The organism is Verrucomicrobiia bacterium, from assembly GCA_019634625.1.
Lineage (GTDB): Bacteria > Verrucomicrobiota > Verrucomicrobiia > Limisphaerales > CAIMTB01 > CAIMTB01.
Genome location: JAHCBA010000004.1, coordinates 53,243 through 76,332 on the forward strand (window position 1 = coordinate 53,243; position 23,090 = coordinate 76,332).

Below are 23,090 nucleotides of genomic sequence, written 5' to 3' on the forward strand. Positions count from 1 at the left end.
TCATGAAGGTATTGATGGAGTGGCTTTAGGGCACTTCATCGACTTGCCTTGGTTCTATTGATCATTGTGGTGAGGATTGCAATCAGCTCTGAGGCTTCTCTCTCCAGCGGCTGCGTGCTGTCAGGATCTACTCCGCACTCTTCACGAAGGAGTTCCAACCAGAGCTGGCTTTCGTCGGCTTCCTGGAGTGCGCCTCCGAGTTTCGAAGCGAATTCCTCATTGGACCGTGCGCGGGAGGCCTCGCGCACCTGTGCAGCCACCGATGTTCCCGAGCGCAGCAGTTGCTTCCCGATCACTCGCAGTTCCTCCCTTCCCTTGGGAAGACCCACAAATAGCCGGATCGCCCCTGCCGCAAATCGCTTCGTACGTCCCCGAAACTCCTCCGGCAACCGGCCACTCACAAAAGCAGAAAGCAGAAACTAGAAAGCAGAAATTGGATGATCATGATGGCTTTGATGGAGTGGCTTTGGGGCACTTCATCGACCTGCCTTGGTTCTATTGATCATTGTGGTGAGGATTGCAATCAGCTCTGAGGCTTCCTTCTCCAGCGGCTCAGTGCTGTCAGGATCCACTCCGCACTCTTCACGGAGGAGTTCCAACCAGAGCTGGCTTTCGTCAGCTTCCTGGAGTGCGCCTCCGAGTTTTGACGCGAACTCCTCATGAGACCGGGCACGGGATGCTTCCCTGACGTGCGCGGCGACCGACGTCGCAGAACGCAACAACTGCCTTCCGATCACACGCAGTTCTTCCCTTCCTTTGGGCATGCCGACGAACAGACGGATCGCCCCTGCCGCAAATCGCTTCGTACGTCCCCGAAACTCCTCCGGCAACCGTCCACTCATAACTTTTTCTGCTTTCTGCTTTCTACTTTCTGCTTTTCTAAGCGACGTCAGCAAACACCCTCTCCGTCCTTCGAAAATACATCGCTCCCGCGACGAAGCACAAGGTCGCCGACAGGCCACCCATGCCGATGAGATCCCAGGGCATGGGGCCGGTGTTTAGAATGGCGGCCCGGAAGCCTTCGATGACGCCCGCCATGGGGTACAGACCATACCAGAGCCGGAACTCCTCGGGGATCTTGGAAGCGGGCCAGACGACAGGGGCGGCGTACTGCAGTAGGGTGACCGCAAAGCCCATGGCGTGACGAACGTCCCGGAATTGAATGGCCAGGGCGGAGAGGCCCATGCCGATGCCCGCCGAGGTCAGGATCATCAGAAGAATGGGTATGGGAAGCAACAGCACATTGGCCGACGGCACAATCCCGTACCAGACCATGAGCAGGGCCAGCAGGCTCGAGGCGATCGCAAAATCGACCAGCTTGGAAAGGACAGGAACGAGAGGTATGAACACTCGTGGAAAATACACCTTAGTGAACAGGCCTGTGCCGCTGATCAGACTGCCGGTTGAACCTGTCAGCGAATTGGCAAAGTAGGTCCATGGCAGCAGGGCGGCGAAGCTGAAGATCGGGTACGGCACACCATCGCTGGGCACCCCGATGAGGCGGCCGAAGATGATGGAGAAGACCACCATCGAGAAGAACGGCGTCAGCACCGCCCAGGCGATGCCCAGCACAGTCTGCTTGTAGAGAACCGTGACGTCCCGCAGGACGAGGAAGTACAGGAGGTCCCGGTACTCCTTGACCTCCCGCCAGTCAATCAGGCGCCAGCCCTTGCGGGGTTCGATGATGACGATGGGGGTGTCGGCTGATGCGGAGGGGGGCATAGGGAAACCTGAAAGGGCAAAGCAGAAATTGAAAAGCAGAAATTGAAAAGCAGAAAGCAGAAAGCAGAAAGCAGAAATTGGAAACCTGAGGCCTGAAACCTGAGACCTGATAGCTAATGGTGAAGATCGAAGAGCTGAGGGATTCGGTGGCTGCGCTGATGGCTGACGGTCGGACGGTTCGGTCGGGGCTGGGAAGCGTTCGAGAATCTACCCGCCGTCTTCCGTCTTCCGGTCTCAGGCTTCAGGTTTCAGACTTCAGGTCTCAGGTTTCGCTAAGAATGTTTCAAGCGCCACCGACGTCGTAAGCAGCATCGACACCGTGTACCCCTCGGCGCCACCGGATCGGCCCGGGGCGAAGGTCTTGAGAAGGTCTTGGATGGCGGCGCGCGGGAAGAGATCGTGAAGGCGCAGTCCGGGTCGGGTCAGCCAGAGTTCCAGACCGGCGCGGCCCTGGGGTCCGCCGAACTGCACCTCCCAGTTGCGGGACCATCCCGGATCCCCGCGGCGAACCCGGTCGAGCTTGTTGAGAAGTCGGTGCAGCAAGGCTGTGACTCCGGCGGGTGCAGGGGAGAACAGGTCCACCCCGGTTTCCTGCCACGGCACCCGGGCCAGGGCGGGCGCCTGGCGCTTTAAGTACTCGATTTGCAGACGACGGCCGGCGAGTTGCCGGGTGGGCACGGTAAGAAAGAAATCGGCGATTCGAGAATCATAGAACGGCAATCTGGGAATGGTGGCCGCCCGAAACATGCGGATGCTCGCCAGGGTCCATCGAGACGACCAGTGATCCGTCTTCCACGCCTTGATGCGAAAATCGGGATCGGACAGGTGATGGTAGTTCTCCAGGGTGGATGTCATCCACTCCCGCACTGTCCGCTCGACGACTGCGGAGCCTGCGCTCAGATCCGCCGTGAGATGTGTCAGGAGCCATTGCCGGCCCTTCTTGGCGACCTTGCCCCAAAGGTGCCGCACCACCGCTTCCTCCTCGCTTCCCGATCGGTCGGCGCTCTCCCAGCCCATGTCATCGAACCAGACGTCGCCCCAATGGGCAGCGATCACGGCATCCGAGCGCTGGGCCAGCGGCCGTCGGACGAAGGCCTGCCGGCATTGGGTGACATCCTGAAAGCCCTCGACGGCGCCCATGACGACAGGGAGATCGTCGAACAGGTAGGGTTGAAGGGTGAAGGCCGTGAAGGGCAACCCAGCCTCCCGGGCGATGGCCGAGGAAAGCCGCGTTTCCACCGAGCCATCGCTGTATCCGTAGGAGTAGGCCCAGACACGGTCACGGTCGGCGTGCCCCATCAGAGCCGCCACGGTGGAACGGGCGTCCAGTCCACCAGAGATGGGTACGGCTACCCGCCCTTCCCGGGTCTGCTCCTCCATCACTGCATGAAACCGGTCCGCAAAGGCGTCCACCGCTGCCGCATCGGAGCGATCCGCGAGAGGTTGGTGGCTCCAGTGCCAGTAGCGCCTTGAGGAGATCCGCCTCAGATCCTGGTCGAACACGTGATGCCTGGCCGGTTCCAGGACCCGAATGTTCGAGAACCACGTACGGTCTCCCGGGAAGAATCCCAGCGTGAGGAATCCGCTCAGGCCCAAGGCATCCAAGGCATTCCCACCCGACAGGCGGACGAGAGACGCATAGCAGGTCCCGATGGCACGCGGTCCCGGGCCTTCCCGGTGATAGGCGTGAACGGTGCCGAAGCGGTCGGTGAAGACATGCCATTGACCCCTCTCGCGCTCCCAGGCGATCAGAAGGCAAGATCGTCGAAAGGCCTCCTGTTGGAGCGGTGCGGCATCGAAGCTAGGGGTATCGAACGCGCGCTGCAGGGCATCGAGGTCCTGCGTCGGCACCTCGCCGAGGCACCAACCCCTCCCCCAGGGCGCATCCCATTGGTGGCAGGGATATCCGGCCCAGTCCCCGGTGGGCGGCGCGATGCCTTGCCTCGCCTCATCCTTCCGCGAAGGCACCTCACTCCAATGAAACCCGGTTGGAAGCGTGCCCTCCCCAATCCGACATGCCAGCCATGCCCCGATCGACTCGTCCGCAGCGATCTTGGTGTCCGGTGGCTTCATGCTGTCCCTGGAACCCAGGTTCCTTGTACCGGGGAGTTCATGATGCACCCCTCAGAGTCTGGCACTTCCGATCGGAAGCACATCCCCGCGCCAACAACTCGCGGTAAATGGCCGCGTAGGCTTCCACCATCGGCTCCGGTGAAAACAGACGTTCGGCGGTAGCCCTCGCCCGATCCACCAATCGTTGACGCAGGGTCTCATTCTCCAGGAGATTCAAGATTCCCTCGGCGAATCCGGCTACGTCGCCGGTGTCCACCAGCCAGGCGTTCTCCTGATGCACCAGGAACTCGGACGGACCCTCGGCACGGGACGAGACCACTGGCACGCCAACCTTCATCGCCTCGATGATCGAAGTGCCCAGGGCTTCGGTTTCGGAGCAGGAGACCAGAATCGAAGATTGAGCCAGCAGGGCGGGGACATCCGTTCGGCGTCCGAGAAACTGGACATGTTTCTCCAGGGAGAGTCGTCGGCATTCCAGGCGAAGCTGGTGCTCGTATTCCGTGTCGTAGGCCTCACCCACGAGGCGAAGCATGATGTCGGATTGACGCTCCCGAACGCGGGCGACCGCACGAATCAAATCTATCTGCCGCTTCCCGCGCTGCAGATGGGCAACACAAAGAATGCCGGGGACCGCAGCCTTGACGCCCTGCGGCACCGATAGATGGAAGCCATTGTACACGCGCCGGATCTTCGACGGCGCCACTTGGAGCGATCTCAAATACCCGCACACCCCCTCGGAGATGCCTACGACCACGCCCGCTCGTCGGGCTCGTGCCTTCAGGGCCCACCGATACCCATTCCGATTCATGCTCCGTTGCGTGAAAAGGAAGTGATCCGCGAACGACGGACTCGACCACGCCTCCAGTGGCATGCTGGTGAAGTCCAGGGAGTGGTGGATGGCGTATCGTCCCCGGCCTCGAATCACCCTTCGGTACTTGAGAAATTCAAGCCAACCCGACAATCCATACTCGGCCGGCCGAAACCGCGCGACAAACCAACCGACTCCCATCGCCGCCAACTGACTCCCCGTGATGTCACTGCCGTTGGGACGCAACGAACATACGTCCAGCCGGAACCCCCGACGGGTCAGGCCTTTGCACAGCGCCATCAACTCCCGGTACGGACTTGAGGTAGCTTCCAGTTGAGGGACGGTGAGGAGCACCCGCTCGCCGCAATCGGCCACATGCCTGTGTTCAGCCATGATGGACTCCCGGTCCCACCGCCGCTCCTGCCCCGGCCCTCCACTCCTTCCAGCCCACCACCGCCTTGAACTTCCCGTTGGAACCCCGAGGAATCCTCTCCACCAGGACGATCTCGATGCGCATCGCACCCACACGCTCCATGAGCGCCCGCCGCAGGCTCTCCTCGGCCGTCGGGCCGTAGCCATGTCCCGGCACCACCCTCACCTCGATCCGGTCTGGTCCCAGCTGCTGAATCTGCGCTTCGACCACCGGTAGTCCCCCCTTGAACACGGGATCGAGGCGCCCGATCCAGCGACCGTCTGGTGTGCGAATGAGATCATCCGAGCGCCCCTCGATCCGGGTCAGGACAGGAAGCGTCCGCCCGCACGGACAACGCCAACCCGGTTCCACCACGGCGCCACGGTCCCCGGTGTCGTAACGAATCAGCGGCTGTTCCCGATGCAGCAGACCGGTGCACACGATCCGGCCCGTCTCCCCAGGCAGCACCGGGGTATCCGAGTCATCCCTCAGAATCTCCAGCACCCCCGCCTCCGGCCACCAGTGCAGGGTGCCCGACTCGCACTCGCTGGCGGCCCCGACGTGTTCGCTCATGCCGTAGGTATCATACACGGGACAGCCGAAGACGCGCCGAAGAACCTCCCTTTGGTGGGTGTAAAGCGGTTCCGCATTGCTGAGCACCGCCTTCAGCGGCGGTGCGCTCAGACTCTGTTCCTCCATCCAACCGGCAAGGAGGGCAAGGGCGGAAGGGTACCCGAGAAGGTAGGTGACCCGATGCACCATCAGCGCCTCGGCATAAGCGGCAGCCGTCGTCCTGGAGAGATGGTAGGTGCTGCAATAGAGCTGTCGCATCGGGCTGTTCCAAACCCAGAATGGCGGACGCTGCCGACCGGGCGGGGCTACCAACTGGCCGCCTAGAATCGCCCACCGGTCATGCCGGCTCAATCCGGCCCAACCCCGCCATCGCGCTTCGAAGAGGGCATACCAGGCCCGAATTCCCTCCACCCCGTGGTAGAGGGTCACCGGAGTCCCCGTACTCCCGCTGGTCCGCTCGATCATCAACGAACGGGGATCGATCCGTTCGTCCACAAACGACAACGGGGCGGACCTGAGGGATTCCTTGGCTAATACAGGCCAGTATTCCAGGCCTCCCGCCTCTCCGGAATCTGTCCGACCCAACCTTTGCCTTGCCCAGGAACGGTAATGCGGAACGTGTTGGGCCGCGTCGGTCAGCAAGCGCTGGAGAATAGGCTGACGCCAGGCAGCCCAAGCCTCGTTCGACCAGCGTTCACGGGCCCACGCCGCTCGGACCCGCTCGTCTGTCTCCCGGCCATATCGCAGTCGCTGCAACCGCCATCCGCGGGCGCTGGCCGCCGCCACTTTCATGGGATAGGGCAGCCGCCGGTAGATTGTATCGATACCGAACGACATGGATGTCGTCTTCCGGAGGGACGAGCTCCGCGAGTTCTTATCCCATCGTTCCACTCCCCTGCGGCCTCGTGGAACTCGGCCCTCCGATTTCAACCGTTAGCCTCTCTCACGGAGACACCAAGACACGGAGGATTCCGATCCAGATACCCATGGTAGCAACGCAACAGCGCCTTCGACGAGAAGGATCCCACTGGCGTTCTCGTTCATCTCCGTGTCTTTGTGCCTCCGTGAGAGTCATTCTCCTTCATCGAACCGTGACTCATCGACGCACTCCCGCCATCGGCCACCTCACGAAGCAGCCTCATCCATTGCGGAAGCACAGCACCCCAATCATACGCCTCCACTTTTCTCCTGGCATGGACGGACAACCTCCCCGCCAGCCCGGGCTCCCGGAACAGCCGCAAAACGGCCGCCGCGATCGCTCCCGCATCGCCGGGCGGCACCAGCAGTCCGTCGTGACCCTCCTCGATCAGGTATGGGGTGCCTCCCACGTTCGTGCTCACCACGCACAGTCCGCACGCCATCGCCTCGATCACACTGACCGGGGTATTGTCCACATCGGTGGTGTTGAGAAAAATGTCCCCTCCCGACAACGCCCTGGGAACATCGGCTTTGGGTACACCGCCCGCCCAGGACACCTCGCGCCCCACGTCGAAGGCGGCCACCGCCGCCTCCCAATCCTGCCGTGCCCCGTCCCCCTTGTCGGGACCGTAGAGCGTCAAACCAATGCCCGGCAGTTCCCGCTTGAGACGGGCCACGACCTCGGCGGCCAGTTGCGGGCGATAGATGCGATGCAACGCGCGCAGCCACACCAGGATCGGCTGCGGCCTCTCCCGGGACCGCCAGGGATACCGCGAGATCTCGAGGGGATTGGGCAGAATCCGGATGTCCCGCCGAGAACCGGCCATGTGGTCTGCAAGGTACCGGGAGGGAGCCGTCACCACCCGGGCTGCACTCAGCACTCGTTTCACCCGGCGCGGCCAGCGCGCGGCGAATCGGGGCAGATTGCCACCGTGCAACGTTGCGACGAACGGTACGCCCCTTCGTTTCAGCCATGCCGCAGCCGTTTCCGCCCACAGAAACGCCGCCCCACTGAAGACATCCAGATGCGCCACCTCCGCCCAGCCCGCATGCTGGCGGACCACCCGCATCATCTGGAACCAACGGGCCCATCGGTTCAAACGGTCCGACGTGGTGACCACCGGCCAGCCGACCACCCGGAGCCGGTCGGCCAGCTCTTCGCCCACCCCCCGCGCCAGGCCGTGGCCGGAGAGAAAGTTCCCCACCATCAGAAGCCGCCGGCTTTCACCGCCTTCCCCGGGCCCTCGGGTCGTATCGAGCCCATGCCCCAGGGGTTCTGATCTCGTCACCTCGAACATACAGACCAGGAACCACTCGGCTGCTCCATCGATCGAATGGGCGGCGTGGCGGTCGGAACACAGCCCATTCCCAAGGACCCGTCGAAGCCGCATCCATGCGGTCGCGAGTGTACGCGATGACCCGGTCATCGCGGCGAGGGCATTCGATTTGATCGCTGGTGCGACGCTGGAGATGGCACACCCAAAGGTCATCCGGGCATCGTGCCGTCTTGGCATCCGATCCCTGTTCCCAAGCGTTTCCCTCCGTGGCCTCCGCGCCTCCGCGTGCCCATCCCTGCTATATGGATACGGTCAAACCTACCCGAGGGTAACGACACGATGGTCCTGGACCGGATCTCCCTCATCGCGTCTTTGCGCGTGGGCGTGAGCTTTCCTCGTGTGTCCAACAGAATGGATACGGCGAGGTCGAGGCTGCCCCTCGTGCCTTGCCAGTGCCATACCAATCAGGAATCCCGGCGTGGCCGTCCGCATGGCGGTGACCGCCATGAACAGCATTCCCCACAGGTAGCCCGCCACCAGGCTGGATCGGATGTAGGGTTGCCCACGGGCACGCCATGCGACCCATCCGATTGCGGCCAGGAACCCCCCAGCAGCCAACCCAAGCAGGCCGTGCTCCGACAACAGCCGGGTGTACTCCGTGTGGGATGCCGTGCCCCGCTCCATTCGTGCGACGGCGATCCCGCCACCGAACACGGGGTTCTCCATCCACAACCTCAAATCCTGCATCACCAACCGATCGCGACCGGTCGAATCGGTATTCATAAACCGCTCCACGATCCTTCCACCCGTGAAGTTCACCAGGTATCCCCAGATTCCCAGCCCGATGACCACCAACGCCGCCCCCAGCATCCCATTGCGCGCCGTCAGCCATCGACGCAGGGGCAACAACGGAGCCGCTCCCATCAGGGATCCGGCGAAGAGATACAGCCCGGTACGCGAAAAGGACAACACCGCGTGCGCCAGAAACCAGACTGCGACCGCGGCGAGCAGATAGGGGAGCAGACCGGCCCGCCGCAACTGTAACGAAAGCAATACCGCGCAGATCGCCCCCAGGGAGAGGATGCTGGAAACCTGGTTCGGCCCGTAACCCCCGGACGCATGCACCGCGGATCCTCCCGAGAAGTCTGAGGTATCCAACTCGCGGACGCCCATGAGCACGATGGTCGCGATGGTAACCACCCCTAATACCAGCCAGACCTGCAAGCGCTGCAGGGATGATTCATCCATCCTAAGCCGGCTGAAGTACCAACCGCAGACCGCCAGGCTTAGCGGTCCGGAGAGGTAGAATCGGATTGTTTCACTGGCAAACTGCGGAGAAAAATTGATGAAGGTGGGCACGACCCCGGGCAGCAGCAGCCCAAAGTATGCCCAAGGCAGCCAGGACGACCGCCCACCGGGCATTCTTGATCCAGCGATGACCAACACGAACGCCAGGGCGTACTTTCCGAATTCCCACGGGACGGGGGCCTTGGTCATTCGCCAGAATATCTCCATCCCCACCACATAAGCTGCCCAAGCCGCCAATCGGAAGGGCCGACGATCCGTAAAAGCCCAGAAAAGGCCCACCCCAAGCGTCAGCAACGCGTGCCCCCCGGACACCAGCGCACTCGACTTGCCCGCCACGCCCAACCCCACATGCACCAGCAAGCCGACCACGAACCACCGTGTGTGGATCGGAGCCGTCCCCGTCGCCGGCACTCGACGCACCGGCGCCCCCCTCCGTCGCCCCACCCCATTCCCAAATGCCATCTCTCCCATCGCAGTCACGCATCATCGCCCCCCAGTCACCCCCTCGCCCGTCACCCCCCTCATGCCCCAGGTCTCAGGCCTCAGGCTTCAGGTCTCAGGTTTCAGGCTTCAGGCCTCAGGCCTCAGGCCTCAGGCCCTCCTTCCCCACAGCTCCGCCCCGTCACGTCGCAACGGGGCCGAACAACGGGCCCCGCGAAGTGCTTCATCCCCCAACGCCCTACCATCGGCACCGCAGGCCCGCTCCTAAAGCCCGATCCCCGCCCTCTCGGGCTCCCCCTACGCAAATGTCCCAATCCCATATTTCTACTTTCTGCTTTCCAGTTTCTGCTTTTCCCCCTCCCCCTAGCCCTTCCAACCCAGCGAATTTAAAGGGAGGAAAAAGAGCCCAATTCCCATTCATTTCCGCTGGACCCATCCGATAGAACCCTCCATAGGCTGCTTGGCCGACCGGCCCTGCCGCTGCCCGGAACCTCCGATGAACACCCCAAATCTCCACCTTCTGCGGCGATCCCTTCTCCCAGCCCTTGTGGGTCTCGCCCTTCTCTCCCCGCCGGCCGTACGGGCGGCCAACGTTCTGAGCCAAGCCAACTTCCACAACGGCCCGGGCCTCTACACCGGCTTCGACGGCAGCGCCCAAACCCGGGTCAACCACTTGCTGACCCGGTACGACGGATGCTTCCTCGAAGCCGGGAGCCTGGCGGGAATCCCCGCAGCGTCTCGGATCGCCTCCGACACTGGCCGCATCCGCAACTGGATCCACGAGCACACCTGGACCACCGTCACGGCCCCCGCCGTCCGCCTGGCGGCCGACGGAGCCCGGATTCCCCTCCGCTTCGAGAATCTCCAGCCCGGTGTCTATTTCGTCCGCCTCGTGGGCCGGGTGGACAACGCGCCGACCCCCCGCATCCGCCGTCCCCTGTACGTGCATCTTCGGATCAATGACGGCCCGGCCGGGGAGGTGAACGAGTACCGGATGCGTGTGCTGTACTCGGAAAACTACGAGGAAACCGGCCGTATCTTTTTCTACGCGCTCAACCCGAACAACACCCTCGACGCGGAACTGTTCGTCGGCCCGGGCAGCCAGGAGGCGCTGATCCTGCATCGAATCGACTTTTTTGACGCCCTTGCCGGAACCGATCGCCGGGCCAACAAGACGGCCGCCTACACATTCACCCCGGAGGAACGCCAGTTGGTGCGGGCGCAAGCCCAGATGATTGCAGCCAAAGGCCCCTTCGAAAAGGACGAGAATGGAGCCAACTACAGAGACAACTACATCTGGCGATGGATCAACAACAACTCTCCCTCGATTCCCCAGAACCCGACCGTCTCGGAGCGTGCCCAGCGCGATACCATCCTTTGGCATGCCATGCCGCCGTTGAACGCCATGCACCTGGGATCGAAGACAGACAACAAACTGTATGACCCGCCGGCGACTTCCGAGGGAACCTGGGTCATCCACCCGGCCACCACGGTTTCGCACACCTTTCTCCACAATTTCGCCCATCCCTTCCAGCTCACCAATGCGACACTCCAGGCGTCCTATTCCTGGGAAGATCTCCGGGCCAACCGCCCCCTGCCGGGTTCCCTTCCCGACGACGGACTGGGTCTCTGGGTTCCTGGAGCGGGAGAGGCCTGGAACAGCCCGGGCAGCTATTATTTCATCATCGGCAATCAGGTGACCCGAAAGTTCTACGACCAGTTTTACCAGATTCTCAGCGGGGAACACTCCGGGCCGGCCCATTGCCTCCCGGAACGCTACCATGTCACCGGACAAGCCGCCGCGGCATGGGACGCGGCCATCATGCTGGCCCGCCTGGCTCTGCAGTGGCCTGCCATGCAACTGGAGGCTCAGGAACTCTCCCTCAACGCCGCCAACCCCGATCTCGCCTACAACTCCGAATGGCGATGGGAAGCCCGGCGGGTGGGCAAGCATGTCTATAACGCCTGGTCGGGAGCCATGCAGACCCGGCTATTTTCGGCCTACGACCAGCTCTTCGATTTCATCCAGGGCAATCAACCGCTCGCCGATGCCATAGGCCGCTTCATTCCTTGGATCCAAACGCCAACCGACCTCATCGCCTTCTTCGACAACCACCTGGTCCAGTCGTCCATGATGGACAACCGGACAGCACGCATTAGCAACAGTGAGCCCATGTACCTGGGCCTGGTGCATGGCCCGGGCGATCTTGGGACCGAATTCATGGACTTTTCCCGCGCGACCGTGTCCGTTCATCCGCTCGGGTTCCGCACCCTCAAATCCCACTACCACAATTCGTTCAGTCAGGACGGGATGAACTACATCGGCTCCACCATGTACGCATCAGGCCAGTCGGCCTTGTTCCTGGATGCCGCTGATCTCACCCGGCGCTTCAAACAAACCGGCGGTGCACCGACCTACGATCTGACCGACGTGGTTGCCTATCCCAAGATCGGGGCCTTTGCCCGTTTCCTGATGAATTCCACCGTGGCGGGCGGATATACGTTCAGTGTGGGAGACGCCTCGCACACTACTTACTCGAACCGGGGCTATTTCGCTGCGGTCAATCAGGAAACGACCCGCAGGATCTGGCGCCTCACCGGCCACCCGAACGCCGCCTGGCTCCTTCGCCATGCCTGGGGCGGACGCAGCAGCGAAACCGACGCCGAATGGCAGTCCATCCTGGCGACCAGCGAAGGCATGCGGGATCCGCGCCTGAGTTCCACATCCCGCCTGTTCCCCGGCTTCGGGGTCGGACTCCTCGAGTCGGGCGTCGAACAGGACGACTTCCGAAAGAAGCGCGCGGTCATGATCCGCACTGGCACGGGCATTGGCCACGCCCACCACGACGCCCTCGACCTCAACCTGTTCGCCCTGGGCCTCCGGATGGCCAACGACTTTGGGCAGCGCAACGAAGGCAGCACCCTGTTTACGGTCCCGCCCGACTCGGCCACCTACACCCACAACACCGTCGAGATCGATGGCTATCACCATCATACCAAGGCGGAGAGCGGGTGGCCGGCAGGCAGTTTCACCCAGCAGGATGCCTGGTTCGAGGCCTTCAAACCCATGCCCGGCGCCCAGTTCCTCGCCGCTTCGGGCCGCTCCATGCAGCATCCGGGCGTCCAGATCTATCGCCGGGACGTCGCCCTGGTGGACCTGGGTGACGACCATTCCTACGTCTTCGATGTCTTCCGTGTGCGGGGGGGCAAGTGGCACACCTGGAGCTTTCACGGCGCCGACACCAGCGGCGAGGAGGGGGGCTTGACGGTCAACACCTCGATGAACCCACCGCCAACCGGTTCGATCAGCGCTCATTACCTCCGCAAACATGCCTCGACCACTCTCCGGGAAGGCACCACTCCCGGCGTCCTCGAGGCGACCTGGCGCCTGGGGCGCACCTCGACCACCCAGAATCTGACCAACGGGGACGGAACTGCGCTGACTGTTACCACTGTGGCCGCGGAACCCAACATGCTCGGCTCCCTCTATGATCCGGCCTCGCCCCGGAAGTACACCCAGGTCACACTCTTCGATCGGGCCGGTGACACCGTGATGGCCGGCAATCTGTACTCGGCGGCCTACAAACTCAATGTGCCGAACCTGTTCGTGCAGTCGCGTCAACCGGTCAGCACCTACGCCGAGATGGCGACTCGCGAGAACGTGTTCCCGGCCCTGATCGAGGCCTTTGCCGGTCAGTCCCGCATCGCGGCCAAGGTGTCCCTCCCCATCGTCAACAACGAATCCGACGCCTTGAAGGCCGTTGCCCTCCGCGTCACCACCGTGGACGGTCGGACCGACCATCTGTTCTCCGACGGGCGCGATGTCCGCCGGGTCATCGATGGCGGGCAACTGGTGGCCCAAGGTCGCTTTGCCCTCTGGTCCGAGCAGTCGGGCGCCTTTCAGGCCCTGCATCTGGTCGGCGGCCGAGAACTCGCCCGGGGATCGATCGCAGTCCGCCCGGCCCATTCCCTGCACCAGGCGACCATTGCCGAAGTGGATTTCCGGAACCGCCGCATCGTGACGACCGAACGTCTGCCCGCCACCCCGGCCACGTCCCAGGCATTCCACATCCGCAATGCCGATCACCATGCCACCTATACCGTAACGTCCGTGGTCGATCACGGCGCAGGCAGTCTCCTGACCTTCGAGAACCCGGCGGACATCGGCGCCTTCGCCATCAAATCCATCTCGGGAAACACCTTCATTTCCGATGACACGCTGACTGCCGATTTTCATGCAAACCGGCATCGTGGACTGACCGCCGCCAACGAGTCTCTCACCCGCTTCTGGAAGATCCACAAGGTCTCCCCGCTGGATCGACGCACCGATGTCTCCTACCAACTCGTGGGCCCGGCAGTCGCTCCCGGTGATTTCACCGATGCCGACGGGGACGGCTTGGTCTCGGTGATGATCTTTGACTTCGGTCCCGGCGATGTCCTCGAAGCTCCTTCGGGGGTCCGTCTGACTGCCTCCGGCAGTCACTACCTGATGGCGGCGGATGTCGATCTCGCCGTCACCCTCCCAGGCACTGGCATCATTCAGCTCCAGTCCCCGGGAGGCTCTTGGACCAGCCTCACCACAACCCTGGCCAGCAGCGGAAGTGTGACTGCCTGGGTCCCGAGAAGTCTCGACCCCGCTCTCAACCGGGCCCTGCGGGTGGTCACCTCCACGGACCTGCCTCCCGTCCAGATGGCTCTCGGCGCCTCCTCGATGCTGTACCAGCTTCCGGTGGAAGCCCACGCGGATGTCAGCGCCTCGACCGGGACGTACCTGACCTCTCCCAGCGCCGGACGGGGAACCGCCACCGTGGAGTTCGAGGTTCCCGTCGCCGGGCCTTACCTCGTCTGGACGCGGGTCCAGGCTGCCCCGGGGATCGCCGGACTGTTCCATGTCGCCTTGAACGGCGAACCCGAACAACCCTTCCTGCTGCCCGCGCCCGCGACGGCAGCCACCTGGGATTGGATTGCGCTCACGGGCACCGCTGGAACGGATCAACCGCGAATTCTTCTCCTCGGTGCCGGTCCCCAGCGATTGACATTCCGCTGGGACTCCGCCCACACCCGGTTGGACCAGGTGATGATCACCACCGATGCCGGCTTCCGGCCGCCTCAGGCCCCCCGCGGCCTGACCCGGCGCTGAAGTGTCGGTGTCCTTCCATGGACTGGACACCAGACGGCAACTCAAGAATCTCGCGCACCCGCTCCAAATGGCGCTCATAGGTGAATTGACCGGCGGCGAGGGCCGCCCGCCGGGACTGGTCCTCCCATCCGTCGGGATGCGCCACCAGGAGACTGAGCCTCCGGACGAATCCGTCCAAGTCACGCACCTCCACAGCTTCACCCGTCCCGAATTGTTCCAGGTACGGACCGATGCAACCGACCCGCCCAGCCAGCGGCACCACCCCGAAGGCCATGGCCTCACTCAACACCTTGGGCCATCCCTCGCTTAGCGACGGGAGCAGTGCCACATGGGTCCGTTCGTAACAAAGGTCCAAATCCGTTCGGCCCAGCCAACCGTGAAAGCGCACGGAAGCCCCCAGCCCCATGTCCCGCGCCGTCGCCTCGTAGCGACCCCGATTGGGGCCATCGCCCACCAAATCGAGAACAGCTTTTCCACCCGTCGCTTGGAACCGGCGGAGGATCTCCAGGCAACGACCCACCCCCTTGGCCTCCTCCAACCGGCCGACAAACAACAGCCGGAGGGGTTCCGTCAGCACCTTCCTGGCCGCGACCGACCGGGCGTGGTCAAGCTCGGCCTGAGTGAGACAAGGGTTGTAAAAGGACCGGACATGCCGGGGCTGGCCGGGCCACTCTCCATTGACGGTCACGACGCCACCATGCCAGCCGCGCTCAAGCCAGGCTCGTTGGAGTCGGTAGCTGAGGGGTTCCGCACCGTCGGGACGCCAGTTGCCGGCATACTTGATCCAACGTCGCCTGGGTTTCCGAGAAAATCCCAACAGGCAGGCCGCCAATAGACTCAGATTGGCCGGGCATCGGACGTGAACCGCATCCGCATGTCGAAATCCCCTGCGGATGGCCCATGCATACCCCGGGTACCGTAGCAGAATGCAAGCCTTGGCCGCCCATCCCCTTCCCCCGGCGGGCCGCACCGGCTCGACACGGACATTTCGTGCCTGGTAGGGGAGCGCACTGGCCGGCGCCGCTTCTTCATAGGCCGGGGCGAGATGGACCACCTCCGCGAACAGGGTCGCCAAGGCGTCGACCTCCCGTACCGTCGCTCCCCAGGCCGCCCAACCGGTCCCGATCCGGTAATGCGGGGTATGGGATACGATGAAGAGGCGCATGATCTCCGGCGCTGAGTCGTCACCGAATCCCGGCAACCGGGTGGGCTCCGGGAGCGGGCTCAACCCCGAGGGGTGACTCCACCAGCGGCTTCAGCACCTGATCGAACCGCTGCACACACTGCTCCCACGTCTGCTCGTTCAGGGCCCGTTCCCGCGCCCGCATCCCCATCCGCTCCCGCAGCACCGCATCGTCCAGCAGGCGCAGGATGACCGAAGCGGTCGCAGGTGGATCATTTTCCGGCGCGGTCAGTCCCGTTTCCCCGGGAAGAATGGCTTCCACCAACCCGGACCCCTCCGAGACCACGGAGGGCCGGCCGCTGAGCGCCGCTTCGACCGCGACAATACCGAACCCCTCGGAGTCCCCACTCGCCGTGGTGCGACTCGTCACCACAAAGACCTCGCAGACCTGATACCAGGCACGAAGGTCCGCGGCGTCGGCGATGCCCTCGAAGCGCACATGCCCCTCCACGCCCAGTTCGCGGGCCACCGTCAGGAAGGCGTCGCGGCGGGTGGGCATCCCGACCATCACATACACGACCTCCGGGTGGCGCCGCACGATGGCCGGCAAGGCCCGAATCACCACCTCCTGCCCCTTGCGATCGGTCACGTTGCCGACCGTCAGGAGTATCCGCGCTCCTGTTACCCCCTTGCGCTCGCGAAACGCCTGACGTTCCGCCTCCGGCATCGGCTCGAACGCTCCGGGGTCGGCACCGTTGGGTATCACCTCCTCGGCCCTCGGTCGTATGCCCGCCGATCGCATCAACCCCCGCGTGAAACGGCTGACACAGACCACGGTGGACGCCTTCTGAAACGCCCAACGCGTCAGGCTCGATCCCACCCTCCCCCGCACCCGAAACTCAGTGGCATGGCCGATGGCCACCCACGGCAGGGTCTTCGGCGCAGTCGCTGCCGCGATCCAGACGGACTTCATCCCGGTCGCCAGAACCACATCCGGCCGCGTCTCACCGAGCATCCGGCCGACGTGGCGCCACCGCCGCCAACCGGTCACGGCCGGATGGCTGGCCCGCGGGAGTCGCACCAGGCGGAAGGGCTGACCATGGCCGAATGCGACGGCCTCCGCGTCGGAGACGTAGTCCTGGGCCGCCAGCACCGTGACCTCCCAACCCCATCGGGGCAGATGCCGCGCCAGTTGCCAGGCATGCGTGCCTATCCCACCGGGACCCGGAGGAAACTCGGAAGCGACCAGCAGCGCCTTCATTCCTCCCTCTCACCGGTCTGGGGAATCTGCGGAAATCTCCCCAGCATGTCGTTCGCTTCCGTCCAGCGCCGATGCAGCACCCAGACGGTGTGGGGCAGAGACACCAGGGCCAGAACCATCCTCAAGGCACGCCGCCAGCCTCCCCCCTCGCCACTCAGGGTTCCCACCGCGTTGATCCACAGCATTTCCCGAACCTCGTTCCTCGGAAAATACCGGAGTCCCCGGTAGATGTCCCACACACTGGCCAGGTGTCTCTGGAACAGCCGGCGGCGACTCCCGGCACGGGTCACCACGCGGGCGCCGTGCGTGCGCAATCCTCCCGCCGGCGCGTGGTGGTGCAGAACCGAGATGGTCGGGTCCAGCAGCATCTTTGCCCCGCTCAGATAGAGCCGCATCCCGAGATCCCCATCGGCCCGTTGCCCTCGATCGTAGGCCAGGTCGAACAACCCGCTTCGTTCGAGCACCTCCCGCCGGATCATGGTGTTGTTGGTCGGGAAGACATCGCTCATCCGCGCCAACCGAAACTCCGGGGGAAGCGGTCCAGCGCCTACTTCATCGGCGACGCCACACGAAACCCCGGCTCCGGTCCGATCAAGGTGCCTCAGGTGCCGCTCCACAAGGTCAGGCCCCACCTCGTCATCGTCATCCAGGAACAGGACCATCTCCCCCGTCGCCATTCGCAGCCCCCGGTTGCGCGAGGAGCACTGACCGGGCACTTCCAATGTCACCACCCGCAATGGCAGTTCCGGAAACGCTTCCACCCAGGAGGTCTCCCTCCGCTCAACGCGGGTCTGATCGACCACCACCACCTCCTTCACGGGAAGGGTCTGTTTTCCCAACTGCCCGAGCAACACTTTCAGATAGGGATAACGGTCCACCGTGGGAATCAGGACAGTCACCCCCCTCCCGGGGACATCGGGGACGCCCTGCTCCGGCACGGATTCGCATTGGGCGGGTTGCCTCAGAGGCGGGGGCGCAGGCACGGATGGCTCGCGTCGCACCCGCCACCAGGCGCGCAACCATTTCCTGAACGGCGCCTGTCGCGTCCAAACCGCCCGGAAGGCGGCCCAACCCAGCCATCGACGCCCATGGCGCCGCCGAACGAAGCGCAAGGCATCCTCGACCTCCCCTTCGTTTGCCGCCCCCACCCCGTTCCCGGAAATCTCCCCGGCCACCCGGCTCGGAGGAGCGGCATCCGAAGGGCCGAGCAGCCCCGGCACATGCCGCATCCGTGCTCCGTGGCGAATCCACCGATGCCCCATTTCCAGGCCGGCGATCTCAAGGGTCCGAAAGCCCGATGGAAGCCCGCCCAACCGCATCACCACCTCCCGTCGCACCAGGCACGCCCGCAGGGACAACCGCCAGGATGTCGCCTCCACCTCGGGATTCGGATCCGCCTGCAGCATCCATGTCGGGGTGACCGAAGCCAGGATGTGCGGACGCCCCCCCATCCCCAGGCGAAGGCCCGCATGCCAGACATCCCACCCTGTGGCCAGCAGTTCGCCAATGAGTTGCAGGCCCGGAGGACGCCCCAAGGTCGCATCCCAGCAGAGCGCAGCCGGCTCGGATCCCGACGCTCCCCAATCGTCGAGGGCCGACCGGACCGACGCGAGATTGCCCCCGACCGTCACCACCTGCCCGGCTCCCCAGTCGAGGGAATCCCCGCCACCGTCCAGAAGGATGAGCCTTACGCCTTCCATCACGAAGGGTGAACGCTCCCACCGTAATCATCGACCCGTGCACGCAATCCCTCTTCTCCTGCGGGCCCCCGATGGAACCGGTCGAAGGCTTCCAATTGATCCTCGATGCGAAAGCGCTGCTCCACCCGTGTCCGCCCGGCCCGCCCCATCCTCAAGCGCAAGTCCGGATCCTCAGCCAGACGTCGGACGGCCTCCGCCATGGCGCCCGGATCCCGACGCGGAAGGACGAACCCCGTCTCTCCGTCGGCCACGTTTTCACCCAGCCCATCCGCATCGCTGCACACGACGGGCAACCGCATCGCCTGCGCCTCGATCGCTCCGTTGCAGAAGCCCTCGGACACCGCCCCGTGCAGGAAGACATCGGCCCAGACCAGTTCCCGCCGCACGCGTTCTGCCGGCTGGGGACCAAGCAGGGTCACCTCCGAATCCAGATTCATCTGCTTTCGCTCGAAAGCCACAGCCTCGAGGTGACTGCCCCCGCCCACGATCCGGTACTCGCAGGCCAGCCCGGCTCGCACCAGTCGATGCACCACCTCGAGATTGAACTCATAGCCCTTCTTCCACTCAAGCCGTCCGACACTCAGCAGGCGTATCGGACGTTCCCGGGTTCCAAGTCGTTCCCCGCCCCGGTCGTCCGGCGGGGTCCAGATGCCCGGGTCGAGTGCCGGGGGGATGAGAACGTGCGGTTTCGCCGGCGGGCAACCCCGGTGCAGGGCCCGGTGCCACAGGTCCTGCCCCAGGCAATGAATGGCATCCACCTCCCGCCACACCGCATCGTAGTACCCGGGCACCTCCAACCCGGAGAAATTGAGATCGTACCCTCGAAAACTGCACGTCAACCGCACCCCGAGCTGACGCCGAAGGTGCGTGCGGCCCACCGCGAGTGCGCCGAACTCGAAATGGACCGAGTCAGGACCGAGCCCGATGAGCGTGGAATCCAGGTAGGCGTTTCGCAGCCGACTCAACGCATCCGCCCCGCGGCCACGCCGGACATACCGCGACAACCGCATGGGATGCCTCGCCGCACCCAGCAGCGCCATCGGCCAGCGCAGCGGCATCAGCCACCTGGGATCGGTCCGCCACACCCGGTGCACCCGGCGCCTCGCCTCGTCGTGGCCCTGCAATGCCGGAAACCGACCCCACTCCCGCGCCTCCGACTGATGGCACACCACATGGACATCCCAGCCCCTGTCCAGCAGTCCGAGAAACTTCGAGACAATGAAGCTCTCCGACAGCCTCGGAAACGCCGGGACGACAAGCACCAATCGCATGCTCTATTCCCTCCTGCCCGCCACCTCACGGAACAGCGCCGCGAACCTTTGAACCTGGTCCTCCAGCCGGAAATCGCGCTCCACCCGGGCCCGGCCGGCCGCTCCCATCCGGCGCGCCGCCTCGGGGCTCTGAATCAGCTCTTCGATGGCCTCCGCCATGGCCAGCGGATCCCGCGCCGGAACCACGCGCCCCTCGACCCCATCGGTCACCGCCTCGCGCACCCCTCCGCAGTCGGTGGTGACCACCGGCAGTCCGCAGGCCATCGCTTCGAGCACGGCATTCGGCAACCCTTCGCTCAGGCTCGAAAACACGAAACAATCCGCTCCCTGCAACCGCTCCCTCACCTCCCGCGGGGAACGGCGCCCCAGAATCTCCACGCGGTCACCGAGACCGAGATCCTGCACCGTATAGACCAGCCTCTCCCGCTCCGGACCCTCCCCGATGATCGCAAGCCGGACCGGCAGACCCCGATCCGCCAACCGGCGCAGCGCGAGCAGCAGGTACTCATATCCCTTGCGCCAGATCAGCGCGCCCGTGGTGACCAACTGAACACCGGCAGCGGACGGGGGACGGGTGGCAGCCGGCACAAATCGAACCGGATCCACCGCAGGCCGGATCACCCGTGCCTTGGCTGCATCCAGTCCCAACCGGCTGGCCTCCTGTAGAATGTCATCACTCACACAATGCACGGCGGCCGCCCTTCGAAACGTCTCCTTCAACCCGGCCACCAGGTCGCGTCGGGCTGGATTGCTCGGGGCGACATTCACCTGACTCCCCCGGCAGCTCACCACCACCGGCGTCCCCAACTCGAAGACCGGCAGGTGCGCCACCGCCGCCGAGTTCCACGGAAAATAGATCACATCCCAACGGCCCAGGCAGAACGGCAATCCGCGGTGAAGCATGGACATTCGCCGCGTAAACCCTCGCGCCTGCCAGCTCGTCCGAACCAGCTTGCCAAGCTCGCGTCGGGACCTCAGGAACGCCATGGCCAGCCATCCGGCCCCTTCCAACCAGCGCATGGGGTGACCCGAACTCCAACCCGGCATCCGGACGGCGCTCAACCCCTGGCGACGCGCACCCCGGATGGCGTCCGCCGTCGGCAACCCCAACGTCACCTCGCAACCGGCCTGGTCCAACCCGACCACCAGCCTTTGCAGAAACGTCTCGGGCGGCCATGAAATGCCCGCCACCAGAACGCGGACCGCTGCCGATCCTCCCGAAGCCGGGCACGCCAAAATCCTGCCGCTCCCCGGTTCGGACCGACCGGCACCGCGCTCCGTGGCTCGACCCAACAGACAGGTTGTCGTCGTCATGCCCACCCCGAACTCACTCCACGCGGCCGTCATGGAACAACGTCGGGCCGTTGCACCTCGACCAGTCCCGGCAATTCGCGCCGGACCGACTCCGTCGCCTCGGCCAGACTGGGGTATCCCGCCAGAATGAGCTGAAAGGTCTGCTGGCCGATCAGGCGCCTGCCCTGGATGGCCAGACGAAACCGTTCCCCGTACTTGCTCCCCAGCCCACCCTGCCGGTCCATGCCATCCTCCCAGAGACAAAAGAAGACATGCAGAACGGCTTCGTCCCGCCCGAATGTGTATCTGCGGAACGGAATGGTGACCCCATCCGCCTCGAACCCCTCCACTCCGGCATCCTCCACAATGCGAAACCCCGACCCGGGCAGGCATCGGTCCGGCCGATGCACGCGGCCCAGGGACGAATGGCCCGCCGTGCGCGGATCCCAGCGAAAGAAGAACGCGGTCCATGCCCGGCCGTCCAAAGTCCGCCACGCCCCCGCCGTGCCGTGATCGTACTTGAGTTGGCGGAGGATGCTGTCGCCGACCTCGACGGGACCATAGCCCGGCGCGTCTTGTGGTGCCTGAAAGGCCCAGCGTGTGGACTCCTTCCAACTCGTATCCCTGGATCGGTACCAGACCTCGTTGCCCAGGAAAATCAGGACCATCCAGATGGCGAATCCGATGGCCGGGGCGCGACGCAAGCCTCCGACAGGCGGACACGACGCCTTGGGCTCGATCGGCGGCGCCTTGGCCAGACGCCCGGCCATCAGCCACAGACCGATGAAACACCCGATCACGATGCTCCACCCGGCGCCATCATGATACTTGTCGATGGCCTCAACCCCCTGAGCCGAAGCCTGCCAGGTAAGAAACAGCGCCCTCCCCACATTGAGAGCAAAGGCGAAGAGGAGTCCGCCCAGTACCAACAGGATCCGCCGGGACCAGAGCAGGCGGAAATGCTCCCCCAGGAACAGCCCGATCATCAAGGTCGTCTGGAACGACCGGATCCCACTGCACGCCTCGTCCACCCCAACCACCCCCGACCCGATTTCAATCAGATTGCCACGTTGCAGGGCGGGGATGTTGAACAATCCCAGAATCTCGACCGAGATCGCCGCCACAATGTGCATGAGTCCCTGGGTGAGCCCGTGTTCGATCCGGAACGGCCAGCGGACCGCGGTGAGGATGAAGGCGATCGGAAAGGCGAAATGACGCACCCACGCCCATCCACCCACGCGATGGATCGCGTACAGGGTCAGCACCACCGTCAGCACGGCTGTGAGCCAGTTCATCAGCGGCCAGGTGCGGTTGACCTCGGCCACGATGCGAATCGGCAGCAGGGCCAGCACGAGCACGCCCATGCCGATCTTCAGGGCCCACGGGTCGCGACCTGGCACAGGATCGGGCCGGGTCCCCCAGTTGCGCAGCAGCAGGCCGGCCGCCAGCAGGGGCACGAACCAGCCATACTCGTACTGCTCACTGGTCGCCCAGGTGAAACTGAGTTGCCGCAGCAAATCCAGCCACAGCAACCCAAAGGCCAGCACCCAGACCCAGAGGGTCACCCGATCCGGCCTCACGTCAGCCGCCGCCATGATACCCGTTGTGGAACTCACAAGTCTCTCACATGTTTCGACACTTCGTGCCGGTCGGTTCGCAGCCCCTTTCCGGTCCGGCCACGACCTTTTGCTCCATCACTTCCTTGCCCCGCCGTTCTCGAAGGGGCCGTGACGCCGCACCGAGAGTCGCCGCTGGCTCATTCCATCGCAT

15 protein-coding genes are annotated in these 23,090 nt (G+C 64.3%); 1 reads left to right on the forward strand and 14 read right to left on the reverse strand.

The window, feature by feature from the left end:
• Positions 1-35 precede the first annotated feature (35 nt).
• The 8 genes from KF833_03535 to KF833_03570 form a co-directional block, all read right to left on the reverse strand.
• Entirely contained in the window at positions 36-401 is a 366-nt protein-coding gene (locus KF833_03535; GenBank protein MBX3744356.1) for a four helix bundle protein, read from the reverse strand.
• 75 nt (positions 402-476) lie between these two features.
• Complete coding sequence (locus tag KF833_03540) at positions 477-842, reverse strand: four helix bundle protein (protein ID MBX3744357.1); 366 nt, start codon at positions 840-842, stop codon at positions 477-479.
• Positions 843-879: 37 nt separating this feature from the next.
• Positions 880-1,722, reverse strand: a complete 843-nt coding sequence (locus KF833_03545; GenBank protein ID MBX3744358.1) for an ABC transporter permease — start codon at positions 1,720-1,722, stop codon at positions 880-882.
• Between the two features lie 255 nt (positions 1,723-1,977).
• Complete coding sequence (locus KF833_03550) at positions 1,978-3,795, reverse strand: hypothetical protein (GenBank protein ID MBX3744359.1); 1,818 nt, start codon at positions 3,793-3,795, stop codon at positions 1,978-1,980.
• Between the two features lie 37 nt (positions 3,796-3,832).
• A complete protein-coding gene (locus KF833_03555; protein MBX3744360.1) occupies positions 3,833-4,996 on the reverse strand; it encodes a glycosyltransferase family 4 protein in 1,164 nt (387 codons plus the stop codon).
• Complete coding sequence (locus tag KF833_03560; GenBank protein MBX3744361.1) at positions 4,989-6,380, reverse strand: phenylacetate--CoA ligase family protein; 1,392 nt, start codon at positions 6,378-6,380, stop codon at positions 4,989-4,991. Before KF833_03560 ends, KF833_03555 begins: the two co-directional genes overlap by 8 nt.
• A 248-nt stretch (positions 6,381-6,628) precedes the next feature.
• Entirely contained in the window at positions 6,629-7,804 is a 1,176-nt protein-coding gene (locus KF833_03565; protein MBX3744362.1) for a glycosyltransferase family 4 protein, read from the reverse strand.
• Positions 7,805-8,101: 297 nt separating this feature from the next.
• Positions 8,102-9,511 carry an O-antigen ligase family protein gene (locus tag KF833_03570; GenBank protein ID MBX3744363.1) on the reverse strand — a complete coding sequence of 470 codons (1,410 nt, stop codon included), beginning with the start codon at positions 9,509-9,511 and terminating at the stop codon, positions 8,102-8,104.
• A gap of 517 nt (positions 9,512-10,028) precedes the next feature.
• On the opposite strand from KF833_03570, the gene KF833_03575 reads away from it, so the two are divergent.
• On the forward strand, positions 10,029-14,672 hold the full coding sequence (locus tag KF833_03575) for a hypothetical protein (protein ID MBX3744364.1): 4,644 nt from the start codon (positions 10,029-10,031) through the stop codon (positions 14,670-14,672).
• On the opposite strand, the gene KF833_03580 is transcribed toward KF833_03575, so the two are convergent.
• Genes KF833_03580 through KF833_03605 form a run of 6 tightly spaced genes read right to left on the reverse strand, consistent with a single transcriptional unit; the run spans position 14,614 to position 22,936 of the window.
• A complete protein-coding gene (locus tag KF833_03580; GenBank protein ID MBX3744365.1) occupies positions 14,614-15,900 on the reverse strand; it encodes a glycosyltransferase in 1,287 nt (428 codons plus the stop codon). The two genes, KF833_03575 and KF833_03580, sit on opposite strands and share 59 nt — an antisense overlap.
• Entirely contained in the window at positions 15,857-17,056 is a 1,200-nt protein-coding gene (locus tag KF833_03585; protein ID MBX3744366.1) for a glycosyltransferase family 4 protein, read from the reverse strand. Before KF833_03585 ends, KF833_03580 begins: the two co-directional genes overlap by 44 nt.
• The gene (locus KF833_03590) at positions 17,053-18,759 is read right to left on the reverse strand and encodes a glycosyltransferase family 2 protein (protein MBX3744367.1); all 1,707 of its coding nucleotides are present in this window, start codon (positions 18,757-18,759) and stop codon (positions 17,053-17,055) included. Before KF833_03590 ends, KF833_03585 begins: the two co-directional genes overlap by 4 nt.
• A complete protein-coding gene (locus tag KF833_03595; protein MBX3744368.1) occupies positions 18,756-20,027 on the reverse strand; it encodes a glycosyltransferase family 4 protein in 1,272 nt (423 codons plus the stop codon). The genes KF833_03590 and KF833_03595 overlap by 4 nt, the downstream gene beginning before the upstream one ends.
• A 3-nt stretch (positions 20,028-20,030) precedes the next feature.
• A complete protein-coding gene (locus KF833_03600) occupies positions 20,031-21,374 on the reverse strand; it encodes a glycosyltransferase family 4 protein (GenBank protein ID MBX3744369.1) in 1,344 nt (447 codons plus the stop codon).
• A complete protein-coding gene (locus KF833_03605; protein MBX3744370.1) occupies positions 21,371-22,936 on the reverse strand; it encodes an exosortase/archaeosortase family protein in 1,566 nt (521 codons plus the stop codon). Before KF833_03605 ends, KF833_03600 begins: the two co-directional genes overlap by 4 nt.
• Between the last annotated feature and the right edge of the window lie 154 nt (positions 22,937-23,090).

What these genes read in the sequence shown, in the direction of transcription:
- KF833_03540 (MBX3744357.1), bottom strand. Translation starts at nt 842, where the DNA reads ATGAGTGGACGGTTGCCGGAGGAGTTTCGGGGACGTACGAAGCGATTT.
- KF833_03545 (MBX3744358.1), bottom strand. Translation starts at nt 1,722, where the DNA reads ATGCCCCCCTCCGCATCAGCCGACACCCCCATCGTCATCATCGAACCC.
- KF833_03550 (MBX3744359.1), bottom strand. Translation starts at nt 3,795, where the DNA reads ATGAAGCCACCGGACACCAAGATCGCTGCGGACGAGTCGATCGGGGCA.
- KF833_03555 (MBX3744360.1), bottom strand. Translation starts at nt 4,996, where the DNA reads ATGGCTGAACACAGGCATGTGGCCGATTGCGGCGAGCGGGTGCTCCTC.
- KF833_03560 (MBX3744361.1), bottom strand. Translation starts at nt 6,380, where the DNA reads ATGAAAGTGGCGGCGGCCAGCGCCCGCGGATGGCGGTTGCAGCGACTG.
- KF833_03565 (MBX3744362.1), bottom strand. Translation starts at nt 7,804, where the DNA reads ATGTTCGAGGTGACGAGATCAGAACCCCTGGGGCATGGGCTCGATACG.
- KF833_03575 (MBX3744364.1), top strand. Translation starts at nt 10,029, where the DNA reads ATGAACACCCCAAATCTCCACCTTCTGCGGCGATCCCTTCTCCCAGCC.
- KF833_03585 (MBX3744366.1), bottom strand. Translation starts at nt 17,056, where the DNA reads ATGAAGGCGCTGCTGGTCGCTTCCGAGTTTCCTCCGGGTCCCGGTGGG.
- KF833_03595 (MBX3744368.1), bottom strand. Translation starts at nt 20,027, where the DNA reads ATGCGATTGGTGCTTGTCGTCCCGGCGTTTCCGAGGCTGTCGGAGAGC.
- KF833_03600 (MBX3744369.1), bottom strand. Translation starts at nt 21,374, where the DNA reads ATGACGGCCGCGTGGAGTGAGTTCGGGGTGGGCATGACGACGACAACC.